General features: G+C 63.9%; 16 protein-coding genes. 7 read left to right on the forward strand and 9 right to left on the reverse strand.

Features of this window, described 5'->3' with window-relative positions; all coding sequences use genetic code 11:
* Positions 1-10: 10 nt before the first annotated feature.
* From JET17_RS02325 to gshB, 7 genes are all read right to left on the reverse strand, one after another.
* Positions 11-1,282: a dihydroorotase gene (locus JET17_RS02325; protein WP_012312407.1), complete on the reverse strand. Its 1,272-nt coding sequence runs from the start codon at positions 1,280-1,282 to the stop codon at positions 11-13.
* Positions 1,279-2,283, reverse strand: coding sequence for an aspartate carbamoyltransferase catalytic subunit (locus JET17_RS02330; protein ID WP_012312408.1), 1,005 nt, complete (start codon positions 2,281-2,283; stop codon positions 1,279-1,281). The genes JET17_RS02325 and JET17_RS02330 overlap by 4 nt, the downstream gene beginning before the upstream one ends.
* Positions 2,284-2,296: 13 nt before the next feature.
* Positions 2,297-2,815 carry a bifunctional pyr operon transcriptional regulator/uracil phosphoribosyltransferase PyrR gene (gene pyrR / locus JET17_RS02335; RefSeq protein ID WP_012312409.1) on the reverse strand — a complete coding sequence of 173 codons (519 nt, stop codon included), beginning with the start codon at positions 2,813-2,815 and terminating at the stop codon, positions 2,297-2,299.
* Between the two features lie 49 nt (positions 2,816-2,864).
* Complete coding sequence (ruvX, locus tag JET17_RS02340) at positions 2,865-3,290, reverse strand: Holliday junction resolvase RuvX (RefSeq protein WP_012312410.1); 426 nt, start codon at positions 3,288-3,290, stop codon at positions 2,865-2,867.
* Entirely contained in the window at positions 3,290-3,859 is a 570-nt protein-coding gene (locus JET17_RS02345) for a YqgE/AlgH family protein (RefSeq protein WP_012312411.1), read from the reverse strand. Before JET17_RS02345 ends, ruvX begins: the two co-directional genes overlap by 1 nt.
* Before the next feature lie 119 nt (positions 3,860-3,978).
* Complete coding sequence (locus JET17_RS02350) at positions 3,979-4,881, reverse strand: energy transducer TonB (protein ID WP_012312412.1); 903 nt, start codon at positions 4,879-4,881, stop codon at positions 3,979-3,981.
* A gap of 145 nt (positions 4,882-5,026) precedes the next feature.
* Positions 5,027-5,980, reverse strand: coding sequence for a glutathione synthase (gene gshB, locus JET17_RS02355; RefSeq protein ID WP_012312413.1), 954 nt, complete (start codon positions 5,978-5,980; stop codon positions 5,027-5,029).
* 243 nt (positions 5,981-6,223) lie between these two features.
* Here gshB and JET17_RS02360 point away from each other — a divergent pair, with 243 nt between their 5' ends.
* The 7 genes from JET17_RS02360 to trhA all read left to right on the forward strand — a co-directional run bounded on the left by JET17_RS02360 (position 6,224) and on the right by trhA (position 15,750).
* Positions 6,224-6,625, forward strand: a complete 402-nt coding sequence (locus JET17_RS02360; RefSeq protein WP_012312414.1) for a response regulator — start codon at positions 6,224-6,226, stop codon at positions 6,623-6,625.
* 47 nt (positions 6,626-6,672) lie between these two features.
* Entirely contained in the window at positions 6,673-7,038 is a 366-nt protein-coding gene (gene pilH, locus JET17_RS02365) for a twitching motility response regulator PilH (protein WP_012312415.1), read from the forward strand.
* A complete protein-coding gene (locus JET17_RS02370; protein ID WP_012312416.1) occupies positions 7,035-7,589 on the forward strand; it encodes a chemotaxis protein CheW in 555 nt (184 codons plus the stop codon). Before pilH ends, JET17_RS02370 begins: the two co-directional genes overlap by 4 nt.
* A gap of 47 nt (positions 7,590-7,636) precedes the next feature.
* Entirely contained in the window at positions 7,637-9,661 is a 2,025-nt protein-coding gene (locus JET17_RS02375) for a methyl-accepting chemotaxis protein (RefSeq protein WP_218176341.1), read from the forward strand.
* Positions 9,662-9,670: 9 nt separating this feature from the next.
* The gene (locus JET17_RS02380; RefSeq protein ID WP_012312418.1) at positions 9,671-14,560 is read left to right on the forward strand and encodes an Hpt domain-containing protein; all 4,890 of its coding nucleotides are present in this window, start codon (positions 9,671-9,673) and stop codon (positions 14,558-14,560) included.
* Positions 14,553-15,014 carry a chemotaxis protein CheW gene (locus JET17_RS02385; protein WP_012312419.1) on the forward strand — a complete coding sequence of 154 codons (462 nt, stop codon included), beginning with the start codon at positions 14,553-14,555 and terminating at the stop codon, positions 15,012-15,014. Before JET17_RS02380 ends, JET17_RS02385 begins: the two co-directional genes overlap by 8 nt.
* Before the next feature lie 118 nt (positions 15,015-15,132).
* On the forward strand, positions 15,133-15,750 hold the full coding sequence (gene trhA, locus JET17_RS02390) for a PAQR family membrane homeostasis protein TrhA (protein ID WP_012312420.1): 618 nt from the start codon (positions 15,133-15,135) through the stop codon (positions 15,748-15,750).
* Here trhA and JET17_RS02395 read toward each other — a convergent pair.
* A complete protein-coding gene (locus JET17_RS02395) occupies positions 15,747-16,466 on the reverse strand; it encodes a 16S rRNA (uracil(1498)-N(3))-methyltransferase (protein ID WP_012312421.1) in 720 nt (239 codons plus the stop codon). The genes trhA and JET17_RS02395 overlap by 4 nt on opposite strands.
* Before the next feature lie 171 nt (positions 16,467-16,637).
* Complete coding sequence (locus JET17_RS02400) at positions 16,638-18,044, reverse strand: adenosylmethionine--8-amino-7-oxononanoate transaminase (RefSeq protein ID WP_012312422.1); 1,407 nt, start codon at positions 18,042-18,044, stop codon at positions 16,638-16,640.
* Between the last annotated feature and the right edge of the window lie 70 nt (positions 18,045-18,114).

Genomic DNA, 18,114 nt, shown 5'->3' on the forward strand with positions numbered 1-18,114 from the left:
GTTTGCTTACTCAGCCCTCGTGGCAGACGTGCCCGTCGACCACGGTGTAACGCACCGCGCCGGGCAGGCAGTGGCCGATGAACGGGCAGTTGTCGCCGCGCGAGTACCACTGTTCGCCGGCAACCGTCGAGGCCGTGGCATCGAACAGCACCAGGTCTGCCGCACCACCCAACTTCAGTTCACCCGCCGGCAGGCGCATGGCAGCGGCCGGGCCGCTGGTCAGGCGGGCGAGCAGGGTCTGCAGGTCGAGCAGGCCATCATCGACCAGCGTCATGGCCAATGGCAGCAGCAGCTCGACGCTGCTGATACCTGGCTCGGTGGCACCGAACGGGGCCAGCTTGGCATCGCGCTCGTGCGGCTGGTGATGGCTGGAGATCGCCTGGATCACACCTGATCTGACTGCTTCGCGCAAGCCATCGCGGTCGGCGGCGCTACGCAGTGGCGGCTGCACGTGGTAGAGGCTTGAGAACTCCCGCAGCGACTCGTCGGTGAGGATCAGCTGGTACAACGCCACATCGGCGGTCACCGGCAGGCCGAGTTGTTGGGCTTGGGCGATCAGCCGCGCGCCACGGGCGCTGGTGATCTGTGTGAAGTGCGCACGTACGCCGGCCTGTTCTACAAGCAGCAGATTGCGCGCCAGGGCCACGGTCTCGGCGGTTTCCGGGATGCCGGGCAGGCCGAGGAAACTGGCCATCGCGCCTTCATGGGCCAGGCCGCCCAGGGCCAGGTCGCGGTCCTGGGAGTGGAAGACCACGGTCAGGTCGAAGGTGGCAGCGTATTCCAGGGCACGGGCCAGGGTACGGTTGTTGGGGATTTCTTTCAGGCCGTTGCCGAAGGCTACGCAACCGGTGTCACGCAGGGCGACCAGTTCGGCCAGTTGCTCGCCTTCCAGGCCCTTGGTCAGGGCGCCGATGGGGTAGACCTTGCTGTTGCCGGCTTCGCGGGCGCGGTCGAGGATCAGCTCGGCCACTGCCGAGGTATCGAGCACCGGCTTGGTCTGCGGTGGGCAGCACAGGCTGGTGACGCCACCGGCCACGGCGGCACGGGTTTCACTGGCAATGGTGCCCTTGCGGCTGTAACCCGGCTCGCGCAGCGATACGCCGAGGTCGACCAGGCCGGGTGCGGCGATCAGGCCATTTGCCTGGATTGTACGGCTGGCGCTGAAGCCGGCCGGGGCCGCGCCGATGGCGGCAATGCGGCCACCGTCCAGGTGCAGGTCGGTGACTTGGTCCAGGCCACTCTTGGGGTCGATGACCCGGGCGCCAAGAATGCTGAGGGTCACTGGGCGTTCTCCTGGTCGAGTTGACGTTGCGTGTTCTGCCCGCTCATGGCCATGGACAGCACCGCCATGCGCACGGCGATGCCGTAGGTGACCTGGTTGAGGATCACCGAATGTTTGCCGTCAGCCACCGCCGACTCGATCTCCACGCCGCGGTTGATCGGTCCAGGGTGCATGACGATGGCGTCCGGCTTGGCGCCGGCAAGGCGCGCGGTGGTCAGGCCGAACAGGCGGTAGAACTCACCCTCGCTGGGCAGCAGGCCGCCGGCCATGCGTTCACGCTGCAGGCGCAGCATGATCACCACATCGACGTCCTTCAGGCCTTCGGTGAGGTCGGTGTAGACCTTCACGCCGTATTGCTCGATACCGATCGGGATCAGGGTTTTCGGGCCGATCACGCGGATGTCCGGGCAGCCCAGCGCCTTGAGCGCGAGCATGTCGGAGCGTGCCACACGCGAGTGCAGGATATCGCCAACGATCGCCACGGACAGGTTCTCGAAGCTGCCTTTGTGGCGGCGGATGGTCAGCATGTCGAGCATGCCTTGGGTAGGGTGCGCATGGCGGCCGTCACCGCCGTTGATCACCGCGACATCCGGGCATACATGCTCGGCGATGAAGTGCGCGGCACCCGAGTCGGAGTGGCGCACGACGAACATGTCGGCGGCCATGGCTTCGAGGTTGCGCAAGGTGTCGAACAGGGTTTCGCCCTTGCTGGTCGAGGAGGTCGACACATTCAGGCTGATAACGTCGGCCGACAGGCGCTGGGCGGCCAGTTCGAAGGTGGTGCGGGTGCGGGTCGAGTTTTCGAAGAACACGTTGCACACGGTCTTGCCGCGCAGCAACGGGACTTTCTTGACGGCCCGTGCGCCGACTTCGAGGAACGAGTCGGCGGTGTCGAGGATCTCGGTGAGCAGTTCGCGGGGCAAACCGTCGAGCGAGAGGAAGTGGCGCAGCTGGCCCTGATCATTGAGCTGCAGCGGGCGCTTGGCGTCGATTGGCGTCATCGCGAGTGGACTCTTAAAGGGCGGAAGCGGTGGCGAGGTCCTGGCGCTCAAGTGCGAGCGGTGCGGGGCCGGTCAATTTTACCCGTTCATGGGCGGCCAGTGACAGGGTTGCACCCAGCACGTTAGGGCGGATCGGCAGTTCGCCGGCGTCCAGGTCAAGCAGGCAGACCAGGGTCACGCTGGCCGGGCGCCCGTAATCGAACAGTTCGTTGAGCGCGGCGCGAATGGTGCGGCCGCTCATCAGTACGTCGTCGATCAGTACCAGGTGCTGGCCTTCGACCTCGAACGGCAGCTCTGACGGGCGCACTTGCGGGTGCAGGCCGTTCTGGCTGAAGTCGTCGCGGTAGAACGACACGTCCAGGGTGCCCAGTGGGCTGGTATCGCCCAGTTCCTGCTGCAGGGCCTGGGCTACCCAGACGCCGCCGGTGCGGATGCCGATGTAGCGCGGCTCGGTGATGCCGCGGCGGGCGAGATGGGCGCGAAGGTCGACAGCCATCTGCCGGATCAGGTCGGCGGGATTGGGTAGGCTCATTGCGTGTCTCCAGGAGGGCGCCGGGTTGGCGCGACGGCAAAGCGGAAAATTAGGTGTTGGCCTCCAGCCAGCCTTGCAGTAGCAGGGCCGCGGCGATGGCATCGACCGGATTGTCACGGTAGCTGCCGCGCTGGCCGCCACGGGCCATGCGCTCACCCTTGGCCTCGAAGGTGGTCAGGCGTTCATCGTGGGTGTGCACCGGCAGGTTGAAGCGGCCGTTGAGGCGACGGGCGAACTTTTCGGCGCGGGCGCTCATTTCGCTTGGCGTGCCGTCCATGTTCAGCGGCAGGCCGACAACGATGGCGTCGGGCTTCCACTCATTGATCAGCTTTTCCACCTGGGCCCAGTCCGGCACGCCATTCTGCGCTTTGAGCGTGCACAGCTCACGTGCCTGACCGGTCACTACCTGGCCGACGGCCACGCCAATCTGTTTGCTGCCGTAGTCGAAGCCCAGCAGCAGGCGCAGCTCGGCCATCAGGCGTGGCCCGCCTGGCTGGTCAGCAGGCTGAGGTTGATGCCCAGACTGGCGGCTGCGGCTCCCAGGCGCTGTTCACTGGCCAGGCCAAAAATGATGTCTGGGTCGAACGGGCAGTTCAGCCAGGCGTTGTCGGCGAGTTCCGCCTCCAGTTGCCCCGCTTCCCAGCCGGCATAGCCCAGGGTGATCAGGCTCTTTTGTGGCCCGACACCTTCGGCGATGGCGAACAGCACATCCTGCGAGGTGGACAACGACAGGCCCTGCAGCTCGACAGTGGCCTGGTAGCTGCATTCGCTGCTGTGCAGTACGAAGCCGCGGTCGGTCTGCACCGGGCCACCCTGGTAGATCGGCACCTGCAGGGTGCTGGCCGGCGGTTCCTCGTCCGGGCGCAACTGCTCGAGAATGTCCGCCAGGTTCAGCTCCTGAGGTCGATTGACCACCAGGCCCATGGCGCCATTGGCGTTGTGCTCGACGATGTACGTGAGGGTCTGGGCGAAGTTCGGATCGGCCATGTGCGGCATGGCGATCAGGAACTGATGCTTGAGGTAGCTCGGGGCGAGGGTTTTCATGGGGGATAGTGTGGCGCCAGGTGGCGAGGCTGACAAGGCATTCAAGCTTTAAGCTACAAGCTGCAAGCTACAAGAAAAAGCGATCAGTGAGTACCATGCTTTTTCTTGCAGCTTGCATCTCAGTTACTGGAAAGCCGATCTCCACGGGCAAACCGCCAGGTACGGATGATTTCCAGTCGGTCGTATTCCGCCAGGTCTCCGGTAAACGGCGCAAACGGCGCCGCCAGCCGCACGATGCGCTGGGCTGCCTGGTCCAGCACCGCCTGCCCGGACGACTCCAGTACCAGCACTTCATACAGCGATCCATCACGGTTGATCGACACCATCATCCGCAGGTTGCCGTAGATCTGCTGGCGGCGTGCTTCGTCGGGATAATTGAGGTTGCCCACCCGCTCGACCTTCTTGCGCCACTCCTCCTTGTACCAGGCGCCCTTGTCGCGCATGGTCGAGGCAGCGTTCAGGCGGTGAATGCGCGGGCGCTTGGCGTACATCTGCTGTTCGTTGGACAGCTCGGCTTCAAGGCTGGCGATCTGGCTCGACAGCTGCGAGCTGTCGAAATCCGGCGTTGCTGCCGGTTTGGGCTGCGGCTTGCTTTCCTTCGGCTTGGGCTCGACCTTCTGCGCCTTGGGCGCCTGGGTGGCCACGGCGGATTTTTGCGGTGCAGGCGGCGGTTTCACCTCAGGCTTTGCCGCCGGCGGCGGGGTGACCTTGTTGATCTTGCTGTCTTGGAACGGCGCGATCTCGGTGGTGGTGGGTACCGCCTTCTTCTCCAGGGTGCCACTGCCTTGCTGGTTGGCCTGGGCCTGGAAATCGGCCTTCTCGGGCGGCTTCTCGCTTTTGAAGGTGGCCAGGGTGATGTCCATGGTCTGGCGGATTTCAGCCGGCTTGACCACGGTAAAGCCCACGCCGAGGATCAGCGCCAGGTGCACCAGGGCAGCCAGGAACAGGGTAAAGCCAAGCCGGTCCACCGGGCGAACGCGGGGTGGAAGCAGGTCGGCGGGGATGTCGGCGGGCAGCGTCATCAGGTATCCACAGTCAGCTTCAAGCTACAAGCCGCAAGCTGCAAGTAAGAGCAGATTGGTGCAGGCCGGCTTTTTTGCGGCTTGCAGCTTGAAGCTTGCGGCTGCGCATCATACCCCACTCTGCGCTTTTGCTCCGCGTCGGCGGTCAGCGCGCCTTCAACTGGCGATCAATGGCATCCATCAGCTTGCCACCGATATCGGTGTTGTAAGCCGCGTCGATCTCGCGGATGCAGGTCGGGCTGGTGACGTTGATCTCGGTCAGGTAGTCGCCGATCACGTCAAGACCGACGAACAGCAGGCCTTTTGCACGCAGGGTCGGGCCGACCTGGGCGGCAATCCAGCGGTCACGCTCGCTCAGAGGGCGTGCTTCGCCACGGCCGCCGGCGGCCAGGTTGCCGCGTGTCTCTCCGCTGGCCGGGATGCGCGCCAGGCAGTAGTCGACCGGTTCGCCGTCGATCATCAGGATCCGCTTGTCGCCGTCCTTGATGGCCGGCAGGTAGGCCTGGGCCATGATTTGCTGGGCGCCGAGTGCGGTCAGGGTTTCGAGAATGACCGACAGGTTGGGGTCACCAGCCCGGTGGCGGAAGATCGAGGTGCCACCCATGCCGTCCAGGGGCTTGAGAATCACGTCGCCATGCTGGGCGGCGAAGGCGCGAATGATGTCCGGGCGGCGGCTGACCAGGGTAGGCGGCGTGCATTGCGGGAACAGGGTGGCGAACAGTTTTTCGTTACAGTCGCGCAGGCTCTGTGGGCGGTTGACCACCAGCACGCCTTCGGCTTCGGCCTGCTCCAGCAGGTAGGTGCTGTAAACGAACTCCATGTCGAACGGCGGGTCCTTGCGCATCAGGATCACGTCCAGTTCGGCCAGCGGGCTGTCTTGCTCATCGCCCAGCTCGAACCAGCGCGCCGGGTCGGCGAACACTTTGAGTGGGCGCATCCGCGCGCGGGCCTTGCCTTCGGCCTGGTACAGATCGCGCTGTTCCATGTAGAACAGGCTCCAGCCACGGGCCTGGGCGGCCAGCAGCATGGCCAGCGAGCTGTCCTTCTTGTAGGAGATGGACGCGATGGGGTCCATGACAATGCCGAGGCGAACGCTCATGGGGGTGGTTCCTCTTGGCGGCGGGTAGCCGCGACGAATCGAAAGATAAAGTGGCTCAGGGTGGCGCCGCGAACGCTGCGGGTCAAGGGGCGCGGTAGATGGAATGGCCACCCGGAGTGTGCTAAAAATGAGCTGCAAGCCTTAAGCTACAAGCCTCAAGAAAAAGCCAGCCATGCGCCAGCCCGTTTTTTCTTGCACCGTGGCGCTTGCAACTTGCAGCTCAATTTCTTCTGGTAGGCATTTATGGAACAACCCCTGAAGGTGATGGTGATCGACGATTCACGCACGATCCGCCGCACCGCGCAGATGTTGCTCGGTGAAGCAGGCTGCGAGGTGATCACCGCCAGCGACGGTTTCGATGCTTTGGCCAAGATCGTTGACCACCAGCCGCAGATCATCTTCGTCGACGTGCTCATGCCGCGCCTGGATGGCTACCAGACCTGCGCCGTGATCAAGCACAACAGCGCCTTCAAGGACATCCCGGTCATCCTGCTGTCTTCGCGCGATGGCCTGTTCGACAAGGCGCGCGGGCGGGTGGTCGGCTCCGACCAGTTCCTGACCAAGCCATTCAGCAAGGAAGAACTGCTCGACGCTATCAGCGCCCACGTGCCCGGGTTCGCCGCGCACGAACAAAACGCACCCTGACCACGCCCGAGGTGGCGTGGCCTTTATTTTCCTGATGGGGAAACAGCATGGCCCGAGTTCTGATTGTCGACGATTCGCCGACAGAGATGTACAGATTGACCGAGTGGCTCGAAAAGCATGGCCACCAAGTGCTCAAGGCCAACAACGGCGCTGACGCTGTGGCCCTGGCCCGCCAGGAAAAGCCCGACGCGGTGCTGATGGACATCGTCATGCCCGGCATGAACGGCTTCCAGGCCACCCGGCAATTGAGCAAGGACCCGGAAACCAGCGCAATTCCTGTGCTCATCGTTACCACCAAGGACCAGGAAACCGACCGTATCTGGGCGCAGCGCCAGGGTGCGCGCGGCTTCGTCACCAAGCCGGTGGAAGAGCACGCCCTGATCGCAAAGCTCAACGAAGTGCTGGGCGCTTGACCACCCGCCCCCAAGGCGCGTCGCTGACCGCCTTCGAGCTGTTGCTGGACATCGACCGGCGATGCCGACTGCTGGTTGCCGACCAGCCGCCGCAGGACACGCGCCTGCAGCAATGGAGCGGTATCGGCTTTCGCGTTGCCGGGCAGTGGTTCGTCGCGCCGATGGGCGAGGTGGCCGAAGTGTCGCGCGAGCCGCGCAGCAGTCGGGTGCCGGGCGTGCAGCCTTGGGTTTGCGGGGTAGCCAATCTGCGCGGCAGGTTGTTGCCGGTGATGGACCTGAGCAGCTTTTTCGGCCTCGGTCCTGCGGCATCGGGCAAGCAGCGACGCGTGCTGGTGCTGGACCATGAGGACCTGTTCGTCGGCCTGCTGGTGGACGAAGTGCTCGGCCTGCAGCATTTTGCCCTGGATACCTTGGAGCTTTCGCCACCACAGCCGCTGATCCGCGCCGCTGTACGATTCGTTCAGGGGCATTTCCCGCGTGAGCGCAACTGGGCCATCTTCAGCCCCTTCGCCCTGGCCCAGGCGCCGGGCTTTCTCGACGTGGCGCTATAGGACATTCGAACGTGAACAAGCCGGCCACCAATGTCGCCCCTACCAGCATGACCCCGCGCACGCGCAGCATCGCTCAGATCACTGTGCTGTTTGTAGTGCTGATCCTGTCGATCATCCTGCTGTTCGCCAATTTTGCGTACCTCAACACCCAGTCCAATCACGACAAGCAGTACATCGGCCATGCCGGCGAGTTGCGCGTGCTGTCGCAGCGCATCGCCAAGAACGCCACCGAGGCTGCTACCGGCAAGGCGTTGGCCTTCAAACTGCTCTCGGATGCGCGCAACGATTTCGAGCAGCGCTGGAGCTACCTGCGCGAAGGTGACAAGTCCACTGGCCTGCCAGCGGCGCCCGCCGCCGTGAAGGATGAAATGGAGGCGGTGCGACAGGACTGGGAAAACCTGCGCAAGGACACCGATATCATCCTGGCCAGCGAGCAGACCGTGCTATCGCTGCATCAGGTGGCGGCGACCCTGGCAGAAACCGTACCGCAGCTGCAGGTCGAGTATGAAAAGGTTGTGGAGGTCTTGCTGCAGAGTGGGGCACCGGCCAGCCAGGTGGTGGTAGCCCAACGCCAGTTGCTGCTCGCAGAACGCATTCTGGGGTCGGTCAACACGGTGCTGGCTGGCGACGACGCAGCCGCCCAGGCCGCCGATGCCTTCGGCCGCGATGCCAGCCGGTTTGGTCAGGTGCTCGAAGGCATGCTGGCCGGCAACCCGGCGATTCAGGTGACACGCGTCGAGGATGCCGACGCACGTGCGCGTCTGGCCGAAATCGCCGAACTGTTCCAGTTCGTCGCCGGTTCAGTCGATGAAATCCTCGAAACTTCGCCCGAGCTGTTCCGCGTTCGCGAAGCGGCCGGGAACATTTTCAGCCTGTCGCAAACTTTGCTCGACGAAGCCTCGCACCTTGCCAACGGCTTCGAGAACCTGGCAGCCGGGCGTACCCTCGATACCGTCGGTGGCTATGTACTGGGGCTGTTGGCGCTGGCCTCGATCATCCTGATCGGCCTGGTGATGGTGCGGGCAACCCATCGTCAACTGCAGGAAACCGCCGAGAAAAATGAGCGCAATCAGCAAGCGATCATGCGTCTGCTCGATGAGATCGAAGAGCTCGCCGACGGTGACCTGACCGTGACCGTGTCAGTGACCGAGGACTTCACCGGTGCCATCGCCGATTCGATCAACTATTCCGTCGACCAATTGCGCGACCTGGTGGCCACCATCAACCACAGCGCCGAGCAAGTGGCTGCCGCAGTGCAGGACACGCAAAACACTGCCCGCCAGCTGGCTAAAGCCTCAGAGCACCAGGCCGAGCAGATCAGTGAGGCGTCAGAGGCTGTGGGCGACATGGTCGAATCGATCGACCGGGTTTCCGCGCATGCCTACGAGTCGGCCAAGGTGGCCGAGCGTTCGGTGGCGATCGCCAACAAGGGCAACGAGGTGGTGCATAACACCATCAACGGCATGGACAACATCCGCGAGCAGATTCAGGACACCGCCAAGCGGATCAAGCGTCTGGGTGAATCTTCCCAGGAAATCGGCGACATCGTGAGCCTGATCGACGACATTGCCGACCAGACCAACATTCTCGCTCTGAATGCCGCCATCCAGGCCTCGCTGGCGGGGGAGGCCGGTCGTGGGTTTGCCGTGGTGGCCGATGAAGTCCAGCGCCTGGCTGAGCGTTCGTCTTCGGCGACGCGGCAGATCGAGGCACTGGTACGCACCATTCAGGCCGATACCAATGAGGCAGTGATCTCCATGGAACAGACCACCGCCGAGGTCGTGCGTGGCGCACGCCTGGCGCAGGACGCCGGGGTGGCGCTGGCCGAAATCGAAGGGGTGTCGCAGAACCTCGCCGAACTTATCCACAGTATCTCCGACGCCGCCCAGTTGCAGACCTCTTCGGCCGGGCAGATTTCCCACACCATGTCGGTCATACAGCAGATTACCGCGCAGACCTCCGCTGGCTCCGGTGCCACCGCCGACAGTATCCGCCACCTGGCGCGGATGGCCAGCGAGATGCGCCGCTCCGTGTCCGGTTTCACCCTGCCGGCACCAGCCGAGCGGCGCTGAGGAGTCATGATGGCTACAGCAGTAAGCCCTGAGCGCCACGATACCGTCGCCCTCGCCTGGACCAAGGCGGCCATCCTCGATTGCCTGGGGCGGGCGCGTCAGGCCCTTGAGCGCTTTGCCGGGGAGACGGACGATTTGTCCATGCTGGCGTTCGTGGTGGATAACCTGCACCAGGTTCACGGCTGCCTGCGCATGCTCGAACTGCGCGGTGCCACGCGCCTGGCCGAAGAGCTGGAGTTGCTGGCCAGGGCCTTGGCCGAGGGCCAGGTAAGCCCCCGCGGCGACTGCCTGGGCCCGCTGTTCCGCGGCCTTGAGCAACTACCCTCGTACCTGGAGCGGCTGCGCGGTGCGCGGCATGACCTGCCTTTGGTCATGCTGCCGCTGCTCAACCAGTTGCGGGCTTGCCGGGGTGTCGAACCGTTGGCCCAGGGCAGCCTGATCAGCGGAGCGGCGCAGCGCTTTGCAGGCTCGGACGACCTGGCCAATCTCGACCTGTCGCTGGGCAATTGGCGTGAGCAGGTTCAGGCAGGGCCTGGGCGTGATGCCCTGCGTTCGGTGATCAGCGCCTTGTGCGACGACCTGATGCGCATCAAGGAGCGTCTGGACCAGTTCGTACGCGGGGATCGTCAGCACAGCGAACAGCTGGACAGCCTGTTGGCCCCCTTGCGTCATGTGGCTGATACCCTTGCGGTCCTGGGCTTTCAGCAGCCTCGGCGGGTCATCATCGATCAGGTATTGGCCCTGCAGGCGTTGGCCCAAGGCCAACGCGTGGCGGATGACGCCGTACTCATGGATGTGGCGGGTGCCTTGTTGTATGTGGAGGCGAGCCTCAATGGCATGGTCGGCCCGCTGGATGAAGGCGGGCAGGGGGGCTTGCCCGGTTCGGACCTGGCCGAGATTCGCCAACTGGTGTTGAACGAATCGCTGAACGTGTTGCAGCAGGCCAAGGACCTGATCGGAGATTGCCTCGAGTCCGGTTGGCCGCGTCAGCGCCTGCAACCACTGCCGGGGTTGCTGCAGCAAGTACGAGGGGCGTTGGCGATGCTGATGCTGCCGGCAGCTGCCGAAGTCTTGGCCGGATGTGCGGGTTACGTGCACGGCTGGTTACAGCACTTGGACGTCGAGCCGCCGCCGGATGAGCTTGACCACCTGGCCGATGCCCTCAGCGCCAGTGAGTGTTACCTGCAATGGCGGGTGGCCGACCCTCTGGCCGATGCCCAGCCTTTCCTCGACAGGGCGCGCGTCAGCCTGGCGGCGCTCGGTGTGCAGTGCACGCTTGGCGAAAGCGTCATTGCCCAGGACGGCAGCACCGACGGGGTTGATGACGAGTTGCGCGAGGTCTTCCTTGAAGAGGCCGGCGAGCTGCTGCCGCAGATCGAGCGGCATTGGTTGCGCTGGCGCGCCGATAACAGCCTGCGGGATGCCTTGCTGGAGGTGCGCCGGGACCTGCATACGCTCAAAGGCAGTGGCCGCATGGTCCACGCCCAGGCGGTGGCCGAGTTGGCCTGGGGCGGTGAGCATTTGCTCAACCGGGTACTCGAAGGGCGTATGGCGCTGGCCCCGGAGGGTGTGGTGGCCCTGCAGCAGGTAGTGGTTCATTTGCCTGATCTGCTGGCCGACTTTGCCGCCGGCCAGATGCCACAGGTGACCGAAATTGAGCAACTGGCGAGCCATCTGCATGCGCTGGCGGAAAACGATTCGCCGGCAGGTGCCGAAATCGATGGCCTGGATCCGCTGTTGCTGGACATCTTCCGCAATGAAGCGCAGGGCCATCTGGCCAGCCTGGAGGCATTTTTGCAGGGCGCCGGCGGCCATGACACCGATGTCAGCGATACCCTTCAACGCGCCTTGCATACCCTCAAAGGTAGCGCTGCGATGGCCGGCGTATTGCCGATCGCCGAGCTGGCCACCGCGTTCGACCGGCTGGTACGCGAATACCGGGGCCACCACTTGCCTTTGCAAATGGCCGAGCTGGAATGGCTGGAAGCGGCACGCGCACTGTTGCACCTGAGCCTCGCGCAATTGGGCAGCAGCCCGCTGGCTCCCATTCCGGGCGCGGCGGAGTTGATCGAGCAGGTCGGTGAGGCCGTGGACATGCGCTTGGCCAGCTTGCATGACGAGCCGCAGCATGGGCGGCGGGGCAAGCGTGACCCACAGTTGATCGCCAGCTTCCTGGCCCAGTCGATGGACATTCTGCTGGATGCCGAGGCCCTGTTGTCACGCTGGCAGGAGCAGCCTGGGCAACGCCAGTCGCTGGACAGCTTGCTCGATGAGCTGACCACCCTCTGTCACGGTGCGCACCTGGCCGACCTGAGGCAGATGGACGATGTCTGCGAAGCATTGCTGGATCTGTATGGCGCGGTGGAAGAGGGCAGCCTTGCTGCCGATGAACGCTTCTTCGCCCAGGCACGGCAAGCCCATGGGGTACTCCTCGACATGCTCGACGAGATCGCTGCCGGCCAGGAACCGTCCGCCCGCCCAGACTGCATCGATGGCTTGCGTGGCTTGCTGGACGACGCCCTGGCACCCGATGCCACCGGCCTGGTGGCACCCGGGTCGGTCACGCGCCTCGATGGTCCCCTGGCGCTGGCCGAAGAGGCCGAGAACCCGGGCGACAAGGAGCTGCTTGAAGTCTTCCTCGAAGAAAGCTCAGACATTGTTGAAAGCGCCGCCGCCGCGCTTGCGCGTTGGCAGGCCGACCCCCGCAACAGCGCCGAGGTGGACAACCTGCTGCGTGATTTGCACACGCTCAAGGGCGGGGCGCGCATGGTGGAAATTGCCGCTATCGGCGACCTGGCCCACGAACTGGAGTTCCTGTACGAATTGCTGGCTGCTGGACGCTTGCCACCTAGTGCACCGTTGTTTGCTCTGCTGCAAAACTGCCATGACCGTCTGGCGCACATGCTTGACGCCGTGCGTCTGGGGCAGCCGCTGCATGCGGCTACTGCGTTGATCGACTACATCCGCAACTTTAGCAGCGCCGCCCTGACCGACAGCGTTGCCGGGCAGGCCCCGGCCGGGGCTGCACCTGCCGACGCACCTGCCACTACGCCGGAGCGCCCCCCCGGTGACCTGGTCAAGGTGGACGCCGAACTGCTCGATGACCTGGGAAACCTGGCTGGTGAGCACTCGGTCATCCGTGGACGTATCGAGCAACAGGTCAATGACGCCCAGTTCGCCTTGAGCGAGATGGAAACCACGCTGGAGCGCATGCGCGACCAGTTGCTGCGTCTGGATATGGAAACCCAAGGGCGAATCAGCAGCCGTCAGCCGTTCGAAGGTGACGCTTACGAGGATTTCGACCCGCTGGAAATGGACCGCCATTCCCAACTGCAGCAATTGTCACGGGCGTTGTTCGAATCGGCCTCTGACCTGCTTGACCTGAAAGAGACGTTGGCCCAGCGCGCGCAGGAGGCGCAGGCCCTACTGCAGCAGCAGGCGAGGGTGAACAGCCAGTTGCAGGAAGGCCTCACCGCCACGTTGATGGTGCCGTTCGAGCGTCTCGTGCCGCGCCTGCAGAGGGTGGTGCGCCAAGTGGCCAGTGAATTGGGCAAGCAGGTCGAACTGGTGGTCGGCAACGCCGAAGGCGAGCTTGATCGCAGTGTTCTCGAGCGTATGGTTGCGCCCCTGGAGCACATGCTGCGCAATGCTGTCGATCATGGCCTTGAGACCCGTGAAGCGCGCTTGGCTGCCGGCAAGCCTGAGCTGGGTACCATCCATCTCAATTTGCTCCATGAGGGGGCCGATATCGTCATCGAAATGACCGACGACGGTGCCGGCGTGCCGCTGGATGCTGTGCGGCGCAAGGCGATCAAGCGTGGCCTGCTGGACCCCCAGGCACGCTTGAGTGATCACGAGATCCTGCAGTTCATCTTGCGCCCGGGGTTTTCCACCGCTGAGAAGATCACCCAGATTTCCGGGCGTGGCCTGGGCATGGACGTGGTGCACGAAGAGGTCAAGCAACTGGGCGGCTCGATGAGTATCGAGTCGGCGCAAGGCAAGGGCGCACGCTTTCTGATTCGCCTGCCATTCACGGTGTCGATCAACCGTGCGGTGATGGTCCACCTGGGTGAGGAGCAGTACGCCATACCGCTCAACACCATCGAAGGTATCGTGCGCGTGCCGCCGGCCGAGCTGGCTATCTGTTATCAGCGGGATGTGCCCCGCTACGGCTATGCTGGCCATGAATACGATTTGCGTTACTTGGGCGAGCTGCTGCAAGGCCTGCCACGGCCAGGTCTTCTGGGCCAGAGCGTGCCATTGCCGGTGTTGCTGGTGCATTCCCAGGAGCAGTCGTTCGCCATTCAGGTCGATAGCCTGTCGCCGAGCCGCGAGATCGTGGTGAAGAGCCTGGGCCCCCAGTTCGCCGCCGTGCCTGGGTTGTCCGGCGCGACTCTGCTCGGTGATGGTCGGGTGGTACTGATTCTTGATCTGCTTGGCCAGTTGCGCGGCCAGCAGCGTCGGCTGGCGCGGCTGCCGGGTGGTAGCGGGGTGCAGCGTACGCTGTTCGGCCCGGCGCCGCGGCGGGCGTCGCTGGTGATGGTGGTGGATGATTCGGTGACAGTGCGCAAGGTGACCAGCCGCCTGCTGGAGCGCCATGGGATGAGCGTGCTGACGGCCAAGGACGGTGTCGATGCCATGGCGTTGCTGGAAGAGCACCGCCCGGATGTGTTGCTGCTGGACATCGAAATGCCGCGCATGGATGGCTTTGAAGTGGCCACCCGTATTCGTCGCGACGAGCGCCTTAAAGGCCTGCCGATCATCATGATCACCTCGCGCACCGGGCAGAAACACCGCGACCGGGCCATGGCCATCGGCGTCAACGACTACCTGGGCAAGCCGTATCAGGAGTCGGTGCTGCTGCAGAGTATTGCCCATTGGAGCCAAACCCATGCTTGAGCTGATCGCAGGCCAGCGCAGCAGCCTGACCGGCCTGCTGTTGCCCTTGGGCGACCGAACCCTGGTGTTGCCCAATGTGGCAGTGGCCGAGCTTATCGGCCAGCGCAACCTGGTGTGCCAGCGTGCCGAACCGGCCTGGCACCTGGGGTGGATCGATTGGCGCCAGCAGCACCTGCCGCTGATCGGCTTCGAAGCGGCGTGCGGTGGTGAAACCCCTTGTGGCGAGCGGGCACGTATCGTAGTGCTGAACGCCTTGGGTGATACCGGGCTGCGATATCTGGCGGTGTTGCTGCAGGACATCCCACGCTCGTGCAAACTCGACAGCCAGCTCAACTATGTGGATGTGGCGTTGGGTAGCCTGGAGTTGGCGGCAGTGCAGGTGGGCGAGCAGGTGGCACGGGTGCCAGACCTGGTTGGGCTGGAAAGGCTGGTGCGTGACGCGCAGTTGCAATGACTGAAGCTGTAAGCTTCAAGCTTCAAGCTGATCGCGTTGAGTGGGGGAGTATTGCTCTTTCTCGAAGCTTGTAGCTTGGAGCTTGAACCTTGCAGGTGGTCGGGAGGTCTGTGTTTGCATGTATCACGGTGAACGTTTCAACGCTTGGACCCATCTGGTCGGTGCAATCCTGGCCTGCATTGGCGGCATCTGGCTGATCGTCGTCGCAGGCCTGCAGGGTGACCCCTGGAAGATCGTCAGTTTTTCCATCTACGGCGGCACGCTGTTGCTGCTCTACAGCATCTCGACCCTCTACCACAGCACCCGCGGCCGGGCGAAGGTGATCATGCGCAAGCTCGATCACCTGTCCATCTACCTGCTGATCGCCGGCAGCTACACACCGTTCTGCCTGGTGAGCCTGCGCGGGCCCTGGGGCTGGAGCCTGTTCGGGGTGGTCTGGGGGTTGGCGGTGATCGGTATGCTGCAGGAAATCAAGCCACGATCGGAGGCGCGGGTCCTATCGATCATCATCTATGCGGTGATGGGCTGGATCGTGCTGGTGGCGGTCAAACCGCTGCTGCAAAGCCTGGGCACCGCCGGCTTTGCCTGGCTGGCGGCTGGCGGTGTGTTTTACACCGTGGGCATCATTTTCTTCGCATTTGACAGCCGATTCCGCCACTGGCACGGCATCTGGCACCTGTTCGTGATTGCTGGCAGCCTGATGCACTTCGTGGCGGTATCGCTCTACGTGCGTTAAAAATCGCCCCACAGCTGTTGCGCCACCGACAGGGCCACCACCGGCGCTGTTTCAGTGCGCAGGACCCGCGGGCCAAGACGGGCAGCTTGGAAGCCTGCCCCCTTGGCCTGGTCGACTTCCGCTTCGCTCAAGCCTCCCTCGGGTCCGATCAGAAACGCCAGGCGTGCCGGTTTGTCATGACTGGTCAGCGGCTCAGCGACAGGGTGCAAGACCAGTTTCAGGTCAGCATCGCTGCCCTTGATCCAGTCACCCAAGGTCACTGGCGCGCGGATGATCGGCAAGATCGAGCGGCCGCATTGCTCGCAGGCGCTGATCGCGACCTGGCGCCAATGGGCGAGGCGCTTGTCGGCGCGCTCGTCTTTGAGGCGCACTTCGCAGCGCTCGCTGACGATCGGGGTGATTTCATTGGCGCCCAGTTCGGTGGCCTTCTGGATGGCCCAGTCCATGCGCTCGCCGCGGGAAAGGCCTTGGCCGAGATGAATGTGCAATGGCGACTCGGCCTGGCCTGCAACGGCCTGGTCGAGGCTGACGCGCACGGTCTTCTTGCCCACTTCGAGCAATTGGCCCAGGTATTCCTGGCCGCTGCCATCGAACAATTGCACGGCATCGCCGGGGGCCATGCGCAGCACGCGGCCGATGTAATGGGCCTGGGCTTCGGGCAGGTCGTGCTCGCCGAGGCTCAGGGGGGCGTCGATGAAGAAGCGGGACAGTCTCATGGTTCTGCTCAGGAAGAAGGTTGAACATCGTCCCTGTAGGCGCGGCCTTGTGTCACGAAAGGGCCGCACAGTAGCTCCGGTCATTTGGCGGCGCTGCTGATCTTTGGGGCTGCTGTGCAGCCCGTTCGCGACGCGAGGCCGCTCCTACAAGGCGTTGCGATTGCTGGTCGGTCAGCCCGGGTCGCGGAAGTCGGGGTGGAAGTTTGCCGGCACCGCCACGCTGACGCTGTCTCGCGTGGCGATATCGATGCCTTCACTGGCCACCTCGGCAAGGAAGTCGATCTGCTCTGGCGTGATCACGTAGGGCGGCAGGAAGTACACCACGCTGCCCAGCGGGCGCAGCAGGGCGCCTCGGGTCAGGGCATGCTCGAACACTTTCAGGCCGCGGCGCTCCTGCCACGGGTAGGCGACCTTGCCCGCCTTGTCCTGGACCATTTCGATCGCCAAGGCCATGCCGGTCTGGCGGATTTCGGCAACATGGGCATGATCGGCCAAGTGCGCAGTGGCTCTGGTCATGCGTGCGGACAACGCCTTGTTGGCCTCGATCACGTTGTCCTGCTCGAAGATGTCCAGGGTCGCCAATGCCGCCGCGCAGGCCAGCGGGTTGCCGGTGTAGCTGTGCGAATGGAGGAACGCGCGCAGCGTTGGGTAATCGTCGTAGAACGCCTGGTACACCGTATCGGTGGTCAGGCACGCGGCCAGCGGCAGGTAGCCGCCGGTCAGCGCCTTGGACAGGCACAGGAAATCGGGGCGGATGCCAGCCTGCTCACAAGCGAACATCGTGCCGGTGCGGCCAAAGCCCACGGCAATTTCGTCGTGGATCAGATGCACGCCATAGCGGTCGCAAGCCTCGCGCAGCAGCTTGAGGTAGACCGGGTGGTACATGCGCATACCGCCGGCACCCTGGATCAACGGCTCGATGATCACCGCCGAGAGGGTTTCGTGGTGTTCGGCCAGCGTCTGTTCCATGGCTGCGAACATGTTGCGCGAGTGCTCTTCCCATCCCATGCCGTCGGGGCGCAGATAGCAATCCGGGCTGGGCACTTTGATGGTATCGAGCAGCAGCGCCTTGTAGGTTTCGGTGAACAGCGGCACATCGCCCACCGACATCGCGGCGATAGTCTCGCCGTGGTAGCTGTTGGTCAGGGTGACGAAGCGTTTTTTTGCCGGTTTGCCGATGTTCTGCCAGTAATGGAAGCTCATTTTCAGCGCCACTTCGATGCACGACGAGCCATTGTCGGCATAGAACACCCGATCCAGACCTGCAGGCGTCATCGCGACCAGGCGCTCGGAAAGCTCGATCACCGGCTGGTGGCTGAAACCCGCAAGGATCACATGCTCGAGCTGGTCGACCTGGTCCTTGATGCGCTGGTTAATGCGCGGGTTGGCGTGGCCAAACACATTCACCCACCAGCTGCTGACCGCATCCAGGTAGCGTTTGCCTTCGAAGTCCTCGAGCCACACGCCTTCCCCGCGCTTTATCGGGATAAGCGGCAATTGCTCGTGGTCTTTCATCTGGGTGCAGGGGTGCCACAAGACCTTCAGGTCACGCTGCATCCACTGATCATTGAGGCCCATCGGCACTTCTCCTGGCGTTACGGCATGTTTGACCGCGTAAGCCTAAGCAATGCCGGGGGGTAGGACAACC

This window comes from Pseudomonas putida, from assembly GCF_016406145.1.
GTDB lineage: Bacteria > Pseudomonadota > Gammaproteobacteria > Pseudomonadales > Pseudomonadaceae > Aquipseudomonas > Aquipseudomonas putida_E.

Coding starts and splice junctions, on each gene's coding strand:
- JET17_RS02330 (WP_012312408.1), bottom strand. CDS start 2,283: ATGACGCCAATCGACGCCAAGCGCCCGCTGCAGCTCAATGATCAGGGC.
- pyrR (WP_012312409.1), bottom strand. CDS start 2,815: ATGAGCCTACCCAATCCCGCCGACCTGATCCGGCAGATGGCTGTCGAC.
- ruvX (WP_012312410.1), bottom strand. CDS start 3,290: ATGGCCGAGCTGCGCCTGCTGCTGGGCTTCGACTACGGCAGCAAACAG.
- JET17_RS02345 (WP_012312411.1), bottom strand. CDS start 3,859: ATGAAAACCCTCGCCCCGAGCTACCTCAAGCATCAGTTCCTGATCGCC.
- JET17_RS02350 (WP_012312412.1), bottom strand. CDS start 4,881: ATGACGCTGCCCGCCGACATCCCCGCCGACCTGCTTCCACCCCGCGTT.
- gshB (WP_012312413.1), bottom strand. CDS start 5,980: ATGAGCGTTCGCCTCGGCATTGTCATGGACCCCATCGCGTCCATCTCC.
- JET17_RS02360 (WP_012312414.1), top strand. CDS start 6,224: ATGGAACAACCCCTGAAGGTGATGGTGATCGACGATTCACGCACGATC.
- pilH (WP_012312415.1), top strand. CDS start 6,673: ATGGCCCGAGTTCTGATTGTCGACGATTCGCCGACAGAGATGTACAGA.
- JET17_RS02375 (WP_218176341.1), top strand. CDS start 7,637: ATGACCCCGCGCACGCGCAGCATCGCTCAGATCACTGTGCTGTTTGTA.
- JET17_RS02380 (WP_012312418.1), top strand. CDS start 9,671: ATGGCTACAGCAGTAAGCCCTGAGCGCCACGATACCGTCGCCCTCGCC.
- JET17_RS02385 (WP_012312419.1), top strand. CDS start 14,553: ATGCTTGAGCTGATCGCAGGCCAGCGCAGCAGCCTGACCGGCCTGCTG.
- trhA (WP_012312420.1), top strand. CDS start 15,133: ATGTATCACGGTGAACGTTTCAACGCTTGGACCCATCTGGTCGGTGCA.
- JET17_RS02395 (WP_012312421.1), bottom strand. CDS start 16,466: ATGAGACTGTCCCGCTTCTTCATCGACGCCCCCCTGAGCCTCGGCGAG.
- JET17_RS02400 (WP_012312422.1), bottom strand. CDS start 18,044: ATGGGCCTCAATGATCAGTGGATGCAGCGTGACCTGAAGGTCTTGTGG.